Origin of the sequence: Borborobacter xinjiangensis, from assembly GCF_047739745.1 — a bacterium.
Classification (GTDB): Bacteria; Pseudomonadota; Alphaproteobacteria; order Rhizobiales; family Rhizobiaceae; genus Pseudaminobacter.
The window spans coordinates 123358-139315 of sequence record NZ_JBLLVA010000006.1; the positions used below are offsets into that span (position 1 = coordinate 123358).

Annotated in this window: 13 protein-coding genes; 3 read left to right on the plus strand and 10 right to left on the minus strand. The window is 61.8% G+C overall.

The features are described from left to right. Nucleotides 1-272 precede the first annotated feature (272 nt). The 7 genes from ACLKMW_RS09540 to ACLKMW_RS09570 all read right to left on the minus strand — a co-directional run bounded on the left by ACLKMW_RS09540 (nt 273) and on the right by ACLKMW_RS09570 (nt 10238). A complete protein-coding gene (locus ACLKMW_RS09540) occupies nt 273-1697 on the minus strand; it encodes a YncE family protein (protein ID WP_415724218.1) in 1425 nt (474 codons plus the stop codon). 114 nt (nt 1698-1811) lie between these two features. Then, the gene (locus ACLKMW_RS09545) at nt 1812-2579 is read right to left on the minus strand and encodes a 2,3-dihydro-2,3-dihydroxybenzoate dehydrogenase (protein WP_415724219.1); all 768 of its coding nucleotides are present in this window, start codon (nt 2577-2579) and stop codon (nt 1812-1814) included. After that, the gene (locus tag ACLKMW_RS09550) at nt 2579-6484 is read right to left on the minus strand and encodes an amino acid adenylation domain-containing protein (RefSeq protein WP_415724220.1); all 3906 of its coding nucleotides are present in this window, start codon (nt 6482-6484) and stop codon (nt 2579-2581) included. The genes ACLKMW_RS09545 and ACLKMW_RS09550 overlap by 1 nt, the downstream gene beginning before the upstream one ends. A 10-nt stretch (nt 6485-6494) precedes the next feature. Then, entirely contained in the window at nt 6495-6734 is a 240-nt protein-coding gene (locus tag ACLKMW_RS09555; protein ID WP_415724221.1) for a phosphopantetheine-binding protein, read from the minus strand. A gap of 15 nt (nt 6735-6749) precedes the next feature. After that, nucleotides 6750-7385 (minus strand): isochorismatase family protein, encoded by a 636-nt coding sequence (locus tag ACLKMW_RS09560; RefSeq protein WP_415724222.1) that lies wholly within the window; start codon nt 7383-7385, stop codon nt 6750-6752. Nucleotides 7386-7392: 7 nt separating this feature from the next. Continuing rightward, entirely contained in the window at nt 7393-9027 is a 1635-nt protein-coding gene (locus tag ACLKMW_RS09565; RefSeq protein ID WP_415724223.1) for a (2,3-dihydroxybenzoyl)adenylate synthase, read from the minus strand. Next, on the minus strand, nt 9024-10238 hold the full coding sequence (locus ACLKMW_RS09570; RefSeq protein WP_415724224.1) for an isochorismate synthase: 1215 nt from the start codon (nt 10236-10238) through the stop codon (nt 9024-9026). The genes ACLKMW_RS09565 and ACLKMW_RS09570 overlap by 4 nt, the downstream gene beginning before the upstream one ends. Nucleotides 10239-10443: 205 nt before the next feature. Between ACLKMW_RS09570 and ACLKMW_RS09575 the strand changes: the two genes are divergently transcribed. Beyond that, nucleotides 10444-11013 (plus strand): cytochrome b, encoded by a 570-nt coding sequence (locus tag ACLKMW_RS09575; protein WP_415724225.1) that lies wholly within the window; start codon nt 10444-10446, stop codon nt 11011-11013. A gap of 56 nt (nt 11014-11069) precedes the next feature. Continuing rightward, nucleotides 11070-12215 carry an ABC transporter substrate-binding protein gene (locus tag ACLKMW_RS09580; RefSeq protein ID WP_415724226.1) on the plus strand — a complete coding sequence of 382 codons (1146 nt, stop codon included), beginning with the start codon at nt 11070-11072 and terminating at the stop codon, nt 12213-12215. Here the strand turns inward: ACLKMW_RS09580 and ACLKMW_RS09585 are convergent. Both ACLKMW_RS09585 and ACLKMW_RS09590 read right to left on the minus strand, forming a co-directional pair. Beyond that, nucleotides 12183-13010, minus strand: coding sequence for an ABC transporter ATP-binding protein (locus ACLKMW_RS09585; protein WP_415724227.1), 828 nt, complete (start codon nt 13008-13010; stop codon nt 12183-12185). The two genes, ACLKMW_RS09580 and ACLKMW_RS09585, sit on opposite strands and share 33 nt — an antisense overlap. Continuing rightward, nucleotides 13010-14065, minus strand: a complete 1056-nt coding sequence (locus tag ACLKMW_RS09590) for a FecCD family ABC transporter permease (protein WP_415724228.1) — start codon at nt 14063-14065, stop codon at nt 13010-13012. The genes ACLKMW_RS09585 and ACLKMW_RS09590 overlap by 1 nt, the downstream gene beginning before the upstream one ends. 286 nt (nt 14066-14351) lie before the next feature. Here ACLKMW_RS09590 and ACLKMW_RS09595 point away from each other — a divergent pair, with 286 nt between their 5' ends. Further along, nucleotides 14352-15239 (plus strand): alpha/beta hydrolase, encoded by an 888-nt coding sequence (locus ACLKMW_RS09595; RefSeq protein ID WP_415724229.1) that lies wholly within the window; start codon nt 14352-14354, stop codon nt 15237-15239. 74 nt (nt 15240-15313) lie between these two features. Here ACLKMW_RS09595 and ACLKMW_RS09600 read toward each other — a convergent pair whose 3' ends face one another. Beyond that, nucleotides 15314-15856 (minus strand): TetR/AcrR family transcriptional regulator, encoded by a 543-nt coding sequence (locus tag ACLKMW_RS09600; RefSeq protein ID WP_415724230.1) that lies wholly within the window; start codon nt 15854-15856, stop codon nt 15314-15316. Nucleotides 15857-15958: the final 102 nt, after the last annotated feature.

Below are 15958 nucleotides of genomic sequence, written 5' to 3' on the forward strand. Positions count from 1 at the left end.
CCCAGCGGCCTTGAAAAACACCGCGGCTCAAACATGTGTGTTCCAGAATTTTACCTGTGCCTCTGGAGAAGCTGGGTAGCTGCGGAACGTCGACAGCGATGTCGACCTATGAAACATGAGTATTACTGTCAACTATATTTTCGACACTGTCTCGCCATATTCGGCGGTCGCCCACAAAAGCGATGTGTAAAGTCGAAACCCAGATGCGCGCACCGAGGTTTTGCGCGATCGGTGGACGACGGCACGGGTCGGACGTGCCGTCTCCGATTGCATCACTTCTTCTGCGTGATGCGCGTGATGCGATCACCCTGCGGATTGTCGGGGCCGCGTGACTTGTTGATCGCATAGACATTGCCCTTGCCATCGGCAATGACGTGATTGGCGAGCGGCGCATTCTCGAGATTCGCTACGATCTTCCCATTGGGATCGACGACCGTCACGGTTCCGGCATCACGGCTGCTGACATAGGCGAGGTGCCCAACCGGGTCGAATGCCACGTTGAGGGCACCTGCGCCCACCTTCACGTCATGCAGCGTCATGCCGCTATCGGCATCGACGATCGATAGATTGTCGCTGCCTTGACCTGCCACGAATATCCGATTGGTCTTGGCATCATGGGCAACGCCGATTGGCGTCAGCGCGCCTTCGACGGGGAACACCTTTTCGACAGCGCCGGATGCGATATCGATGATAGCTGCCTCGTCGGTTGCCAGGCTGACCGTGTAGAGCTTGCCCGATTCCGCATCGAGGCTGAGACTGCCGACAGAAAAGTCCTTGCCGCGTTTCGTCGTCTTGATTTCGATGTTCTCGACCAATTCAAGGGTCTCGATATTGAATACAGCAATGTTCGGCGATCCGGTCGACGAGGCGTAAGCCCTGCCGCTCTTCTCGTCGATTGCCACGTCGCGGGCATGTTCTACCATGCCCGGCTCGAATTGCTTGACCAGCGACAGATTGGATTGCTTGTAGACAGCCACCGTGTTCTGGCGCGTGTTGGTGACCCAGATCGTGTCGTTTGCGTCATCCACCGCCACGCCATAGACGGCAAAAACACCGCCCTCGCCGCCATCGCGTCCTGGAGCCGCGTCCGGCGTGACACTGGCAACGATCTCCAATGTCGCGGGATCGACCTTGATTATCTGTGACTGCTTCACCGGGGGACGCCCGCTCGCGGCGGTTACGTAGATTGCATTGTTCTTCGCGCTGTAGGCCGACTGATAGAGCCCCGGCACGAGCTTGTTCGTTTGCGTATCGAACAAGTCGGCGCCGGACAGTGCAACCTCAGGCGAGATCTTCAGGTCGAGTATCTCGGCGTGATACGGGGCTGCCGTCGACAGGACCAGCGGATGCATGCCGATCGTGGCTTCGGCAGGCAGGCTGAAGCTGCCGGTGAACTTGCCCTCCTGATCGGCCACGAATGGGTGTGAAGCGATCGGGGTGGTTCCATGAGAAAGGACGATTTGCTGCCCTGGCTTGAAATTCTGGCCACTGATCGTGACCTCGCCACCAGCATGGACCGGCGCACCGACCGTTGCTCCGGAAACGCGAACGCGGCCTTCGTAGCCGGCGTCCGGCGCCTCAAATGCCACCTGCGCCAGCGCACTGTTCATGCCGAGCGCGAAGATGGATGCGACAATCCCCGCTCTCATTTGCCATTTCGTCGGGGAGCCGATGAAGATTCTCGTAAAGGCCGTCATTGGTGGTTTCCTGGTTGGTTAAGATCACGGACGGAAGGGAGTTTGCTGCCGAGGCAGACCGCTGCTAAAAAGATGATTAAATAACTCAAGATAAATTGCACGTCGGGACTCGAGTCAAGCCCTTAGCGTGGCTCCGCCGTCCACATAGAGGTCGCCCATGGTGATGTGCCCCGCCTGCTCGGAAAGCAGGAAGATCACCGCGTTGGCTATATCCTCCGGCGTGGCCAATTTCCCGAGGGGAATTCCGGACTTGTAGGTTTCCAACGAACCGGCGATCACACGTTCGGCGCCCTTGTCATCGGTCCACATTCCGGTCTGCATAGGCGTCAGCGTCGAACCCGGCGCAACGATGTTGCAGCGTATGCCAAAAGGTGCCAGCTCGAGGCCGAGGCAGCGCGTGAACATTGTGGCGGCTGCCTTCGAGGCGGCGTATGCGGCCATGCCGTGGCGTGGGATGCCGGCGGCATTCGAGCTTACGGTGACGATGGCGCCACGCTTGCGAGGCACCATGCGTCGAGCCAGCGCCCGCGACAGGTGAAAGACGCCGTCCGTATTCACTGCGAACACATTGCGCCAAGTTTCGTCGTTCGTGTCGGCAACCAGATCCGTCGAAAGCACGCCTGCGACGTTGATGCCGATATCCACCGGCCCCACATCCGTCTCGACGCGTTCGACCAGTGCATCGACCGCCGTCGAATCGCCTATGTCGAGCGTTTCGGCGAGCACCGTCTCGCTTGCAAGCGGCGCGAGCATGCGGGCATCGCGGTCAGTAGCGACGACCCGCGCGCCTGTCTCGCCGAGCAGGCGAACGACCGCTTGGCCGATGCCGCCTCCGGCTCCGGTGACAATGGCTATCTTTCCGGCAATCCCGGTCAGGCGCATCAGGCAATCTCCTTGATGTCGAAAGCAGAAAGCCGCCGGTTGAGTGCGGGCGCGATCAGCGCCGTCGCTTCCGGTGCGGTCAATTGCCCGTGCACGAACGGCACGTCGATGCGGTCGAGCGCGGCGGCATGCTCCAGCCAAAGATCCGGCACCAAGCTGCCGCTCTGGTGGTCGAGTGCGGCTCGGATGTGGGTGATCGTCCCGTCATAGCGGTGGTGATGATGGCCGCGCACCAGGCGGTTGGTGTCGAGCACGACGCGAACGACACCGTCGAGCACCGGGTCGGGCAAGCCGCCGAGAGAGCTGTCGCCGCGACGTAGGAAGTCCACGATTGCATCGCGTGTAACAAGTTCAGGGTAGCCCTGCGGGTCGTAGCCGGCGATCGCAAGCAGGGCCCGCAAGGCGGCGACCTCGTCCGGTTCCGGTTCGGCACGCCAGCGTTCACTTGGATAGGAATCGAGCAGCGCGACAAGACCGACATCGCGACCCCGCCGGCGCAAATCGACGGCCATGGCGTGGGCGATGATGCCTCCAACCGACCAACCGGCAAGATGGTACGGCCCTTTCGGGCAGGCCTCGATAATGAGTGACACATAGTCCGCCGCAAGTGCATCCAGGCTTCCAGGCAACGGATGCGCGGTGTCCAAGGCCGGGGATTGCAGCCCGTGGACGCTCCTGTGCGGCGACAGCGCGCGGGCGAGATTGCGATAGCACCAGGAGATGCCGCCGGCGGGATGAACGAGGAAGAGCGGCGGCCGATCGCTCTCGCTGTGCGCGAGACAGATCATAGGATTGAGACCGCTGTCATGGGCCCGCTCCTCCGCGTCGAGTTCCGCGGCCAGAGCGGCGATTGTCGGATGCTCGAACAAGGCGCCTAGACCGGGATCGCGCCCCAAAAGCTCCTGAATGCGCAAGATCAGGTTTACGGCGAGCAGCGAATCCCCGCCAAGCTCGAAGAAATCGGCTTCGGGGCCGGGCGGCGTGTCGAGGCCAAGCACCTGCGCGACCAGTGCGCACAGCACCGTTTCCGTTTCGCTCGCCGGCGGACGGCTTTCCGCCATTTTGATCTCGACGGCTGGAAGAGCGCCGCGATCGAGCTTGCCATTCGCTGTTACCGGGAGAGCATCGAGCGCCACGAATGCCGACGGGATCATATAGTCGGGAAGCAGCCGGGCCAGATGCCGGCGCAACGCGGCTACATCGCATGCCGGGTCGGCAACCAGATAGGCGACGATGCGCCGATCTCCCGGCCGGTCCTCCCGCGCGATGACCCCGGCCTGCCGGACCAGACCTGACGACAGGATCGCGGCTTCGATTTCGCCAAGCTCGATGCGCAGCCCCCTGACCTTAACCTGATGGTCGGACCGGCCCAGGAAAACCACCGCGCCATCTTGCCGTAGCCGCGCGAGATCACCGGTGCGATACATGCGCTCGCCTGCCACGAACGGATCGTCGATGAAGCGTTCCGCCGTCAGGTCCGGCTCCCTTAGATAGCCGCGCGCAAGCTGTACGCCGGCAAGGAAAAGATGGCCCGGGATACCGGGCGGGACGGCTCTCATCTGATCGTCGAGTACATAGAGCCTTGTGTTCCACACCGGAAAGCCGATGGGGACGGGCGATGAGCGGTCCGCAGGCTCAGCCGACCAAAAGCTTACATCGACCGCCGCCTCCGTCGGCCCGTAGAGGTTGTGCAGCTCCGCCTTGACGGTCAGGTGAAAGCGGCCGCGTTGGTCGGCGGTCAGTTCCTCGCCGCTGCAGAATACCCGCGCGAGCGTCAGCCCTTTGGCGACCGGTGACGCCAGGAAGGCCGTCAGCATGGAGGGCACGAAATGCACTGTCGTGATTCCCTCAGTGCGGATGAGGGATGCAATCGCGGCCGGATCACGATGAGCGCCGGGCGGCGCGACAACCAGCGTCGCGCCGGCGATCAGCGGCAGGAAGAACTCCCAGACCGAGACATCGAAGGTCGCGGGTGTCTTTTGCAGGATGCGGTCATGCGGCCCAATCCCGTAATGCTGGCGCATCCATTCGAGCCGGTTGACGATGGCGCGATGCTCGATCACCACACCCTTCGGCTCGCCGGTCGAACCCGAAGTGAAGATGACATAGGCCATATTACCGGGGCCGGTACTGCCGGTCAGGGTTTCCGGCCCGTCCAGCGGCCATTCGACTGTGGTCAGTATGGGCGCGTCGCCGTCGAAAAGACCGGCATGTTCCTGCAAGGTGAGCACGCAAACGGGCGCGGCCGACTTCAGGATGCGCTGGAGCCTCTCGCGCGGATGGTCGAGATCGAGCGGCAGATAGGCAGCCCCGGCTCTCAGAACCGCAACGAGGGCGATGACGAGTTCCGCCGAACGAGGCAAGGCAACCGCAACGATCTTCTCGGGGCCAGCGCCGAGCCCGCGAAGGTGCTTGGCCAGCGCTGCCGTGCGCCGGTCAAGGTCGCGATAGCAAAGCGTCTTTGTGCCGAATACAAGCGCCGGCGCATCCGGCGTGCGTCGCATTGTCTCTTCGATCAAGGCGCCAAGCGTGGTGTCCGGCAAGGAATGGCCGGTCCGGTTCACATCGAAGATGAAGCGCTTCGCCTCCTGCGGACTCGCGGTCGGTATGTCGCAAAGCCTTCGCGCGTCGACTGCCGCATCGAGAAAGGCCAGCAGCCGCTCGGCATGCGCGCGGGTCTCAGCCATCGAATACAGGTTCGGATTGGCATCGACCTCGAATGTCAAACCGTGGCTGGCATCGCCGCGGAACGTGAAGGTGATGTCGTCCACCGAGCCTGCGCCGAGTATGTTGAGGCGGACATCGAGGCCAGACATTTTTGGTGGCAGGTCGAAGGGCTGCACATTGATGAGTGGCCCATAGAGCCGCCGCTGGCCGCCCATTAGGCTAAGATCGCGGCGAAGCTGTTCGCTGCGGTAACGTCCGTGCCGGCGCATGCGAATAAGCGCTTTGGACACCCCGACGAGATAGTCAGCCAGCTTCTGGCTCTCGTCTGGCGCGATGCGCAAGGGCAGCACATTCATGAGCATGCAGGGCACACGTGCCGCGACATTGCCCAGCCGGCCCATATGGGGCACGCCGACCACGATTTCAGGCGTGGCGGCGAAGCGCTGGCAATAGGCCGCCACCAATCCGGTTATCGCATCGGGCCAGGTGACCTTTGTCCCATCGGCGAAAGCGCGCAGCCGCTGCATCTGCGATAGGCTGAAATGCAGCGTCTCGCGGTAGAAGTGATGGGCCGAGACCGGACGTCCCGGCGCCATGCTGCCGGTTTCCTGAAGTCCATGCATCTCCTGGTGCCAGAACGCCCGGTCGGCAACCCGCTTTTCGGAGTCGCGGTAAGCAAGATCGTCGTCGAAGGCAATTTTCAAGGACGGAAAGGCCGCCGCGGGAGATGCGCCGTTCATATGCGCCGAATAAAGCTCGGCTACGCGGTTGGTCACCAGCACCATGCCATAACCGTCGATGGCGAGATGATGGATGCGCTCATACCAGAAGAACCGCTCGGCGCCGAGGATATAGAGCCTGAGGACGGCAATCGGATCGCATGCAAGATCCAGCGGCGTGGTGCTATCGCGATCGATTGCCGCCAAAGCCTGCGCTTGTGGATCGGGCACACCGGAGAGGTCGATGATCTCCAGCCAGGGACGCGCTGTTTCGTCGACCCGCTGTCTTGGCCCCTCGGCAGTGTCATGGAAGCGCAAGGCAAGCGCATCGGTCTGCGCTACCATTTGGTTTACAGCTTCGCGAAACGCCTCGATATCGAGGGCGCCGCGGATTTCGAGATATTGTCCGGTATTGAGGATCGGATTGGCGGGATCGATCTGCTGCGTATACCAAAGACCGGATTGCGCCTCCGTCAGCGGGTAGGCCGGATCTCGATCGCAGGACAACGTGACGTTCATGCCAGCCGCTTCAAGCCTTGGAGGCCTGGCGTTTCTGCACAGCCTCCCACCAGCCGACAAGCGTGAAACGCTCGGCGAATTCGCCGAACTCCAGATCGACCCCTGCCTCCTGCCAAAGCAGGATCAGATTGAGCAGACGCATCGAATCGAGGCCGAGGTCCATCAGGTTGTCATCCAGGCCGATTGCCTCCGGCTCCTCATGGATCATTGCAGCAATGTCCGCCCGCATCCGTTCGAGGGTAATGCTCATCTCAATTCCCATCGTTCAGCCAAGAGCCGCAAGCAGTCGCGCTGTGGTCATCGGCACGCCGCAGCTTCCGGCAATCCACGACACCGCCAGATCGTGCTGCTGGCGCGAGAAGTCGGCGGTGGCGTCTACGGAGAAGAATGCTTCGATGTCACGCTGAAACGCCTCGGCAGCCGTCGTCATGCAGCCGATATGCGCATAGATCCCTGTGATGATGAGCTGGTCGCGCTTGCGAACGCGCATCAGGACTTCCAGGTTGCTGCGCTGGAAAGCACTGTAACGGTGCTTGACCAGAACGATGTCGTCGACCTGCGGCGACAATTTGGGAATGATCGCCTGGTGCTCCGGTGCCGAACTCATGCCCGGACCCCATAGATCGGCCTGAAGGCCACGGTCGCGACGATCCTGGTCGCCATTTTGCGCCGTGTAGAAAACAGGAATCCCGTTCGCCCGGCAATGAGCGACAAGTCGTGCGATGTTACCGATTACGGGTGTAATCGGCGACGAGCCCGGCACGAACGCACTGACGAAATAATTCTGCATGTCGTGGACGAGAAGCGCTGCGCGCGCCTTGTCGACTTGCCATGGTCCACGCGCCGCCGGAATCTCTTCCTGGCGCGGCAGTTCGTAAGGCGCGATTTTTGGCAAACCCATGATGCTGTCAGCTCACTTTGCTGTTGACGTCGGAGGCCAGGAAGTCGGCGCGCAGCCTTGCGCGCAACTCCTTTCGGCTGATTTTGCCGACCGCCGTGGTTTGGAATTGCGCAACGAAGACGATCTGGTCGGGGACCTTGAAATCCGCGAGTTTGCGGCCGCGCATCCATGCCTTGATGGCCGCCGCCTTGGGCGCTTGTCCCTGCGCAATAACGAAGGCACAGCTACGTTCGCCTAGAAACGGATCCGGGATCGAAACCACGGCCGCATCGAAAATTTTAGGATGGGCGAGCAGATGGTCCTCGATCTCCTCGGCGGAAATTTTCTCGCCGGCGCGATTGATGTGATCGGTGGCGCGCCCCTGCACGACGAGATAGCCCCCTGCCGTGCGCTTCACCATGTCGCCGGTTCGGTAGAAGCCATCCGGCGTGAACGAACGTTGATTTGCAGCAGCATCATTATGGTAAGCGCGGATAGTATAAGGCCCGCGCGTCAAGAGATGGCCCGATTCGTGCTCCGCAACCGGATTGCCCTCATCGTCAACAATGAGGATTTCATCGTCAGGACTGATCGGACGACCCTGCGTTTCGACGATGATCTCTTCGGGATCGTCGAGGCGGGTGTAATTCACCAACCCCTCGGCCATGCCGAACACCTGCTGCAAGGTGCAGCCCAGGACAGGCCGTACCCGTCTGGCCGCTTCGGGCATGAATTTGGCGCCGCCGACCTGAAGCACCTGCAGACTGGACAAGTCATATTTGGAGTTGGGCGCCGCCTGAAGCCAAAGCAGAGCCAAGGGCGGCACCAGGCCGGTTATGGTGACCTTCTCGCGTTCGATCAGCGGGAAGGCGGTCTCCGGACTGGGAGACGGGCTCATGACGACGCGGCTTCCCGCATAGAGCGCGCCGAAGACACCCGGCGAACTCATCGGGAAATTATGCGCCACCGGCAAGGCGGCCAGATAGACGCTTTCCGCACCCAGCCGGCAAATCTCGGCGCTGGCCCGGAAACTGTAGATATAATCGTCATGCGTGCGGGGAATGAGCTTGGAAAGGCCGGTACTGCCGCCGGAAATCTGCAGGAAGGCCACTGCGGAGGGCGAGGGACAGCCGGGCAGCGGCGCTGAATCAAGCTGGAAAGCGTCGAAAGCAACGAATTCCTCGGCCTCTCCGATGACGACTACATGGTGGATAGATGGCGTAGCGGCCACGACCTCGCGCGCCAGCTTGCGATAGTCGAAGCCTTCATCGCTTGCCGCCACCACATAGGCGCTTGCCTCCGATTTGTCCGCGAAATGGGAGATTTCGGTCAGCCTGTGCGCCGGCAGTGCAAAGACCGGCACCAGACCCGCATAGAACAGGCCAAACGTCGCCGAAAGGAACTCGGGGACATTGGCAAGCTGGACCACGACGCGATCACCGGGCCTCAGGCCCAGCGCCAGGAAGCCGGCCGCCGCCGTCTCGGCCCGGCGATGAAGCTCGCCATAGGTCCAGCGCTGCTCGCCGCCGATGACGGCCAGACGATCGGGCATCTCCTGTGCACGCTGCCGCAGAAAGGCCGGAAAGGTCTCCCCCCGCCAATAGCCGGCGCTGCGGTAACGGGCCGCGAACTCGGCCGGCCACTCCTGTCGCGGGTCCATCATGCCGCATGTTCCCGCAGCGGCCTGCCTTGCTCGTCAATGCCGAGGGCGGTGAGCATTGCGATGAACTTTGCCGAAGTCTCTTCGGCTTCCTCGAGCGGGTTCGAGCCCGCCACGATGCCCGCCCCGGCATAAAGACGGATGCGCGCTCCGGCAATTTCGGCGCAGCGAATGGAGACATACCAGGCTCCGTCGCCCGCCGCGTCGGTCCATCCGACCGCGCCAGCGTAAAAGTCGCGATCGTACTCTTCCAGCGCCCCAATGATGGCGGCTGCGCGGTCACGCGGGAGGCCACAGACAGCCGGCGTCGGGTGGAGTGCGCCTGCAAGTTCCACGACCGGCGTATCCCTGTCCTTCAATGTGCCGACGATCCTCGTTCCCAGATGCCACATCGTCTCGGTCGGCCGCAGGGTCGTGCCGTCCGGCAGATCCAGCTTGCTGCAATAAGGCGCGAGCGTGTCGAGGATTGCCTCCACTACGGCCCGGTGTTCACGCTGGTCCTTTTCCGAGTTTTCCAGGGCGGCGGCGGATTTCCGGTCAGCCGTCGGATCGGCACTTCGCCGGGCCGAACCGGCAAGCGGATGCGACAGGACGGTGGCGCCGGTCTTTGAAACCAGCAATTCAGGTGTAGCGCCGACAAGCAGGCGCGGCGCGGCCGATGCCGTGGAAGGCAGAGGCGTCGAAAAAACCGTAACGCTTGGATCGTGGCCGAGCACTTCAACCAACGCAGCCGGATCGACCGGCTGCCGCCCGGTCGCTGTCAGGCTGCGGGACAGCACGACCTTGCTGACAGGTTCCGCCTCCCCTTGTGTGCCTGCCATGATGGCAAGGCACCTTTCCACGGCATCACCATATTCCGTGGCGGTCGGCCGGGCCTCCACGATCCATCTGCCGCCGCTGGCATGCGCCCCACGCGCGGGAGAAGCGGAGGCCGCACCATCCGGCTGATCGAACGACAGGCGTTGCGGCTGGAAAAGATAGTTCGGTTTTTCACGGCTGAACGGCAATGCACCGACGAGATAGCGCGGCCCATCCGTCACTTCGGCGAAAAAGGATCGTGCACGCGCGGCAAGCGTATCCGCGCTGCCATGCGGAAGCTCCCGCCTTATGCCTTTGGCTACCAGCGCCCGGCTTGATGAGACGAGCCTGAAGACCGCTTCATCGGCCGAAGGAATCACAGCGGCGGTGCCGACGGGCGTTTTTGTCCCGGTCATCAGAACTGCCGACCCAAGCAGGAAAATTTCACTTGCATAACTCTCTGGCCGGCTTTCGCCGCCTTTGACCGATGGTTGCCCGTGCGTCCCTTCACCACAGTCCGATGGCACCGATCACGGCGCCAATGCTTCCCGCAGAGGTGGAAATCGCGATTTCCGTGCACCAATAAAAAGATGACACTGCTTGTCAACTTAAAAACTTGCAATGTTCGCCAAAATCCATGATGCCCGATTGCGCCTGCGTCGCCGGGCTGATCTCCACCAGCAATCAAAGGGAACTATGAACTCTGAGCGTTATGACAAGGCGGCAATCTGGCTGCATTGGGTTGTTGCGGCCATGGTGCTGGCGCAATTTGCCACGGGCTGGTTATGGGGTTTTTTCGAGCGCGGTTCGGAGCCCCGCTTTTATTTGTTTCGCATCCATATCGTGATCGGCACGATTATCCTGGTGGCAGCAGTCCTGCGGACAGGGTGGCGGCTTACCCATCCCGCACCGCCACTGCCCGCCGAAATGCGGCCCGCCCACGTGGTGCTGGCGCGATTGACCCACGGACTGCTCTATCTTGCGATCCTTGTACAACCCGTGCTCGGGCTTCTGACCATTACCGCGTTCGGAAAAAGCATCGGGCGCTGGCCGCGCGACCTGCATCTCTCCCTGTCCTACATCATCGCCTTGATCGTGGCGGTGCATGTCGCGGCAGCCTTCTGGCACCAGTATCTTCGCAAGGACGGACTTTTGCTCCGGATGGTGCCGCGGCGTGTTCCCCGGACTTGACAGCATCTCTGCATCAGCGGATGTAGCGAAGAAATATGAATGCTAGAGTCAAGTTCATGCAGTCCATCCTCTCTCGGCTTCCGTCGCCGTCACGGCTTTGCTCGCGACTTGCGAAAGCCTTCGCGATGGTGCTGGTCGCGGTTGCGTCAGTCATCGCCGCGCTGCCGGCCCACGCCGATTTCGAGGTCACGGATGTCACCGGCCGCAAAGTGGTGCTTGCCGAGCCGGCTCGGCGGATATTGATCGACGACGGCCGCTATCTCGTCGCGTTGTCACTGATCCATCCCGACCCCGTCAGCGTGCTGTCGGCCTGGCCAAAGGACATCCATCGCATCGGGCCGGAGCTCTACGAACAATACCGGCAAAAATTTCCGGCCATCGAGCAATTGAAGCAGGCAGGCAGTTCGGCGGGTAATTTCTCCGTCGAGCAGGTTCTGGCCGCCGAGCCGGACCTGGCGATTTTCTCACTTCAGTCGATGCCCACGCACGACGAGATCGCCCGCATAGAAGCCGCTGGGGTTTCCGTTGCCATCATAGACTTTTTCAATCAGCCACTGGAAAATCTCGAATCAGGCATGCGCCTGCTCGGGGCGGTAACCGGGAGGGCGGAACAGGCGGAAACATTCGTCGCCTTTCGGCGCGCTCATCTGGACAGAATCGCGCAGAAGATCGCGGCTGACCGCAGCCCGAGGCCGCGTGTCTTTCTCGAACCCCATGCGGCGCGAACCGACGAATGCTGCGTTTCGCCAGGTCGTGGCAATATAGGCAATTACATTGAGCTTGCCGGCGGCGAGAATATCGGAAGCGCGGCGATCCCGTCGGTGACCGGCACGCTCAATCTTGAATATGTGATTGCGACCGATCCGCAGGTCTATGTCGCGACCGGCGGGCCGCATATGAAGGGCACCAACGGTTTGCTGATCGGACCGGGCTATGATGCAGACACGGTGCAGAAGACACTCGCCCGCGTGGCCGCCCGCAACGGCATCTCGCAACTAAGCGCCGTACGGGACGGCCATGTTCACGGGGTCGCTCACCAATTGCTGAATTCGCCGCTTGACGTGCTGACCGTGGAAGTGTTGGCCACATGGATCCGTCCAGACCTTTTCAGCGACATCGACCCGGAAAAGACCCTGGAAGAACTCAACGGCCGGTTCCTGGCCGTGCCGCTATCCGGGCTCAACTGGGATAGTCTGCGCTAAGGTCGCGTCGAGCACCCCGTCGACCATGATTTGCATGAAGCCACGCGAACAACGTTCGACGCGTGCAGAAACACCATAGACATCGGCGAACATCGAAGGCGAGACGGCAATTTCAGGCGCGCCATCGGCGACCACCTTCCCTTGGGACAGGACGATCACCCGCTCGCACCAGCGGCAGGCGAGCGCAATATCGTGAAGCACCACCAGCACCACGATATTGCGCTCACGCGCGATCTCTTTGACAACGCTCATCACCCGCATCTGGTGATGGAGATCCAGCGCGCTTGTCGGTTCATCAAGAAGCAGAACTGAGGGCTCGCGCGCCAGCGCCTGGGCAAGGCTTGCCATCTGGCGCTGGCCGCCGGAAAGCTCGTCCAGCGCGCGCAAGGCCAGTTTTTCGATCCCAAGGCGCTGCAGCGTGCGCAGGGCGTGCCCGTGATCGTCTTGCCCGGCATTTGCGCTATGAGGCGAGGCTTTCAGCGCGCTGAGCACCGCCTCGAAGACCGACAACGCTACCCGCTGGGGCAGCGATTGGGGCATATAGGTGACATATGAGGCATATTCGGCCGCGCTCAGGCCGAACAGTTCGCGCGAACCCAGGCGAACGGAGCCGGAACCTCTTGTCAGGCCCGCCAGACCACGCAGCAGCGTCGTCTTGCCGGCAGCGTTCGGCCCAACCAAGGCGACAACCTCGCCGCCAACCATCGGAGCCAGGGAGAGATTGTCGATCACCTTGCGGTTCGGATAGCCGACCGCGAGGTTCTGCACCGTTAGAGCCACACCCTTCTCAGCCATCAGGTTCGCTCGCGTCGGAACAGCACCAGCGTGATGAAGAATGGAACGCCGATCAACGCGGTCACGATGCCAACCGGCATCACCGCCCCGGGCACGATGGTCTTGCTGGCCACCGAGGAGAGCGACAGGACCGCGGCGCCCGTCAGCATGCTGGCAGGAAGGAAAAAGCGATGGTCTTCTCCCACGAGCAGTCGGGCAATGTGCGGGCCCACGAGGCCGATGAAACCAATCGTGCCGACGAAAGCAACGGAAGTAGCGGCAAGGATGCTGACGCGCAGCAGCGAAATGAAGCGCAGCCTGCCGACATTGATACCGAAGCTTCGCGCGCGGTCTTCGCCGAGGCGCATCGCCGTCAGTTTCCACGAATCAAGGAAGGCGAACGGCGTCACAAGGGCCACTACCATGCTCAGGAGCCCGAGCTTTTCCCAATTGGCGCGTGAGAGGCTTCCCATGCTCCAGAAGACGAGCTGCTGCAACGCTTCCTGTGTCGCGACGAACTGGATCAACGCAACGAGCGCGTTGAACGTGAAGACCATGGCGATACCGAACAGGATCAGCGTTTCGGTGCCGGTGCCGCGCAGTCGCGACAGTGAGTGCAGCAGAAGGACCGAACCGAAGGCGAAGAAGAAGGCGTTCCCGGCAATCACCCACGAGCCGTCCATGCCGGGAATTCCCACGCCGAGCACGATCGCCAGCGCGGCTCCCAGAGACGCCGCCGATGACACGCCAAGCGTGAAGGGGCTGGCCAGCGGATTGTTGAGAATGGTCTGCATCTCCGCGCCGGCAAGCGACAACGCGCCGCCGACGAGAATGGCAAGCAGTGCCTGCGGCAGGCGCACATCCCAGATGATGACCCTGAATGGTGCAGACAGACCGTCGTGACCGATCAACCCTCGGATTGCATCGACAGGGGAAAGACTGGATGGCCCCGTCACGAGATCGGCGAGGACAGCAAGCCCGACAACCGCACAAAGTGCCGCCAGCAGAAGGACCCGCCTGCGGACCAGCCGTGCATAGTCGTTCAGTGCCGGCAAGGCATGTGTCGGATTGGCCAAGCGAGAGCCCTTAGCACCAGGCGTTCAGGTTATGCGCGCAGCGCGCGCCCAGTAGCGAGCATGCGCCTGGAGCTGGATGTTTTGTTCTCATGCGACGCTCCAACATCTGGATATCGAGTGGCCTGACCCACGGCAGGACACGTCCTAAGCGTGTGCCGGCACTCAGGCCACCTCGATGGATCCTTCTTGCCTGCCATGGCGACCGTTCGGGCGCTTATGCTTTACATGAGTTTCAACGTCAAGTTTCGGCTTGACCCACCATCGCCATCGCTGCAGAACCATGCCGATGACAGCCAATCCGAATCCCGCACCGATGCTGCGCGGCGAGCCGGCACCAGCCCAGCTTGCCATTTTCGAGAACCATGTCGAAACACATCGGCTCTTTCGCCGGACGGTTACCGCCGCCGATGGCCGCTCCAGGCAAATTTTCGGCGCCGTACCGAAATGCAAGGCGCCGGCACCCGGGCACCCGGTGCTCTACATGCTGGATGGCAACGCCGCCTTTGACGCCTTGACGGCCGAGCATCTCGCCACGGTTACGGACCTCGCCTTGATCGGTATCGGTTATAATACGCCGTTCCGATTCGACCCCCAGGCCCGCTCGCTCGACTACACGCCCGCACCCGCAGGCGAAGGCCCGACACCCGACCCGAACCGGCCGGAGCGCATGATCGGGGGCGCCGATATCTTCCTCGACCTCCTTTGCGGCGAGTTGCAGTCAGCGGCCGAATACGGCCTTGCCGTCAACCCGAACCGTCGCGCAATCTGGGGGCATTCGATGGCCGGCCTGTGCGTAATTTACGCCCTCCTGAAACGTCCGGCGGCATTCGCCCGCTACATCTCAGCCAGCCCCTCGATCTGGTGGAGCGATCAATGGATGCTTGATTTCGAACGGTGTGCGCCCCAGTTCGCCGATACCGCCTCCGACGTTCTGATCATGCTTGGTGACAGCGAGCGGCGTTCAAGTCCGAGCGGACCACATTGGGACGGCCCGGCGCCACACACTCTGGAAATGATCGAGCGGCTGGGCCGTCGCGCGGGCATTGCTGTTTCATCGAGCATTCTTCCCGGTCTCGGTCACGCCGCCACGCTCCACGCCTCGCTAAAGCCCGGTCTGGCTTTCGCGGCATATAGCGAGGACCTCCAGCATATTCTCCCAGCCGAGAAGGGTTGAGGTAGCTCGATCCTTGTGCCTGCTCGACGTCCCGGCAGCCGGCTTGAGCCCACGCTGGAGTGAGCGTTATGAGCCTACGACTCTTGGCCGAATGTGCCGATATCGCGAAAAATACTCTGCCATTCTTCCGCTCCTATATCCATCAGCCCAAAAAACCGCAGCATGAAAGCGCCTTCGGTGGCGAGAAAGGCTAACCGCAGGCGACGCCCCTCGTCCGTCGACATATCCAGCTTCGCGATGCGGCTGCGATACCATGCGCGCGTCGACGTAAGATGCTCCGGGGTTTGAAGCAGAGCCGCCATCAAACTTGCGGCTTTTGCGTGAGAGGTGTCGTCGGAGCGATGGGTAGCCTCGATATGCGCCCGCACCGCAGTTGCGGGCGTGGCACCGTGTCCGGCAAGTTCCCTGAACAATTCGTCATAGGTCTTTCCCCAACGCTCGAACATCGCGTCGATCAGAGCGTCCTTGGTGCCGAAGCAGGACTGGACCCCGCCCTTCGTGATGCCTACAGCCTTGGCGACGGCGTCGATCGTCAGAGCCGAGGCACCCTGCCTGCCGACGATTTCTTCGGCAGCATCCAGAACCCGATCGCGATCAATCGACCGGCGTCGACCCATTGTTCTTGCCTCTTTTCAATTCAATACGTATGTATTTAATTACTGTCCGCTAGCATTCAAGCCGATTGATCGACGAAACAGTGAGCCGGGCAGGCTCCGCAT

Excerpts from the sequence above, each read along its gene's own strand:
- ACLKMW_RS09575 (WP_415724225.1), top strand. The coding sequence starts at position 10,444 with ATGTTCGCCAAAATCCATGATGCCCGATTGCGCCTGCGTCGCCGGGCT.
- ACLKMW_RS09585 (WP_415724227.1), bottom strand. The coding sequence starts at position 13,010 with ATGGCTGAGAAGGGTGTGGCTCTAACGGTGCAGAACCTCGCGGTCGGC.
- ACLKMW_RS09565 (WP_415724223.1), bottom strand. The coding sequence starts at position 9,027 with ATGATGGACCCGCGACAGGAGTGGCCGGCCGAGTTCGCGGCCCGTTAC.
- ACLKMW_RS09600 (WP_415724230.1), bottom strand. The coding sequence starts at position 15,856 with ATGGGTCGACGCCGGTCGATTGATCGCGATCGGGTTCTGGATGCTGCC.
- ACLKMW_RS09595 (WP_415724229.1), top strand. The coding sequence starts at position 14,352 with ATGACAGCCAATCCGAATCCCGCACCGATGCTGCGCGGCGAGCCGGCA.
- ACLKMW_RS09580 (WP_415724226.1), top strand. The coding sequence starts at position 11,070 with ATGCAGTCCATCCTCTCTCGGCTTCCGTCGCCGTCACGGCTTTGCTCG.
- ACLKMW_RS09555 (WP_415724221.1), bottom strand. The coding sequence starts at position 6,734 with ATGAGCATTACCCTCGAACGGATGCGGGCGGACATTGCTGCAATGATC.
- ACLKMW_RS09570 (WP_415724224.1), bottom strand. The coding sequence starts at position 10,238 with ATGACCGGGACAAAAACGCCCGTCGGCACCGCCGCTGTGATTCCTTCG.
- ACLKMW_RS09560 (WP_415724222.1), bottom strand. The coding sequence starts at position 7,385 with ATGGGTTTGCCAAAAATCGCGCCTTACGAACTGCCGCGCCAGGAAGAG.
- ACLKMW_RS09545 (WP_415724219.1), bottom strand. The coding sequence starts at position 2,579 with ATGCGCCTGACCGGGATTGCCGGAAAGATAGCCATTGTCACCGGAGCC.
- ACLKMW_RS09540 (WP_415724218.1), bottom strand. The coding sequence starts at position 1,697 with ATGACGGCCTTTACGAGAATCTTCATCGGCTCCCCGACGAAATGGCAA.
- ACLKMW_RS09550 (WP_415724220.1), bottom strand. The coding sequence starts at position 6,484 with ATGAACGTCACGTTGTCCTGCGATCGAGATCCGGCCTACCCGCTGACG.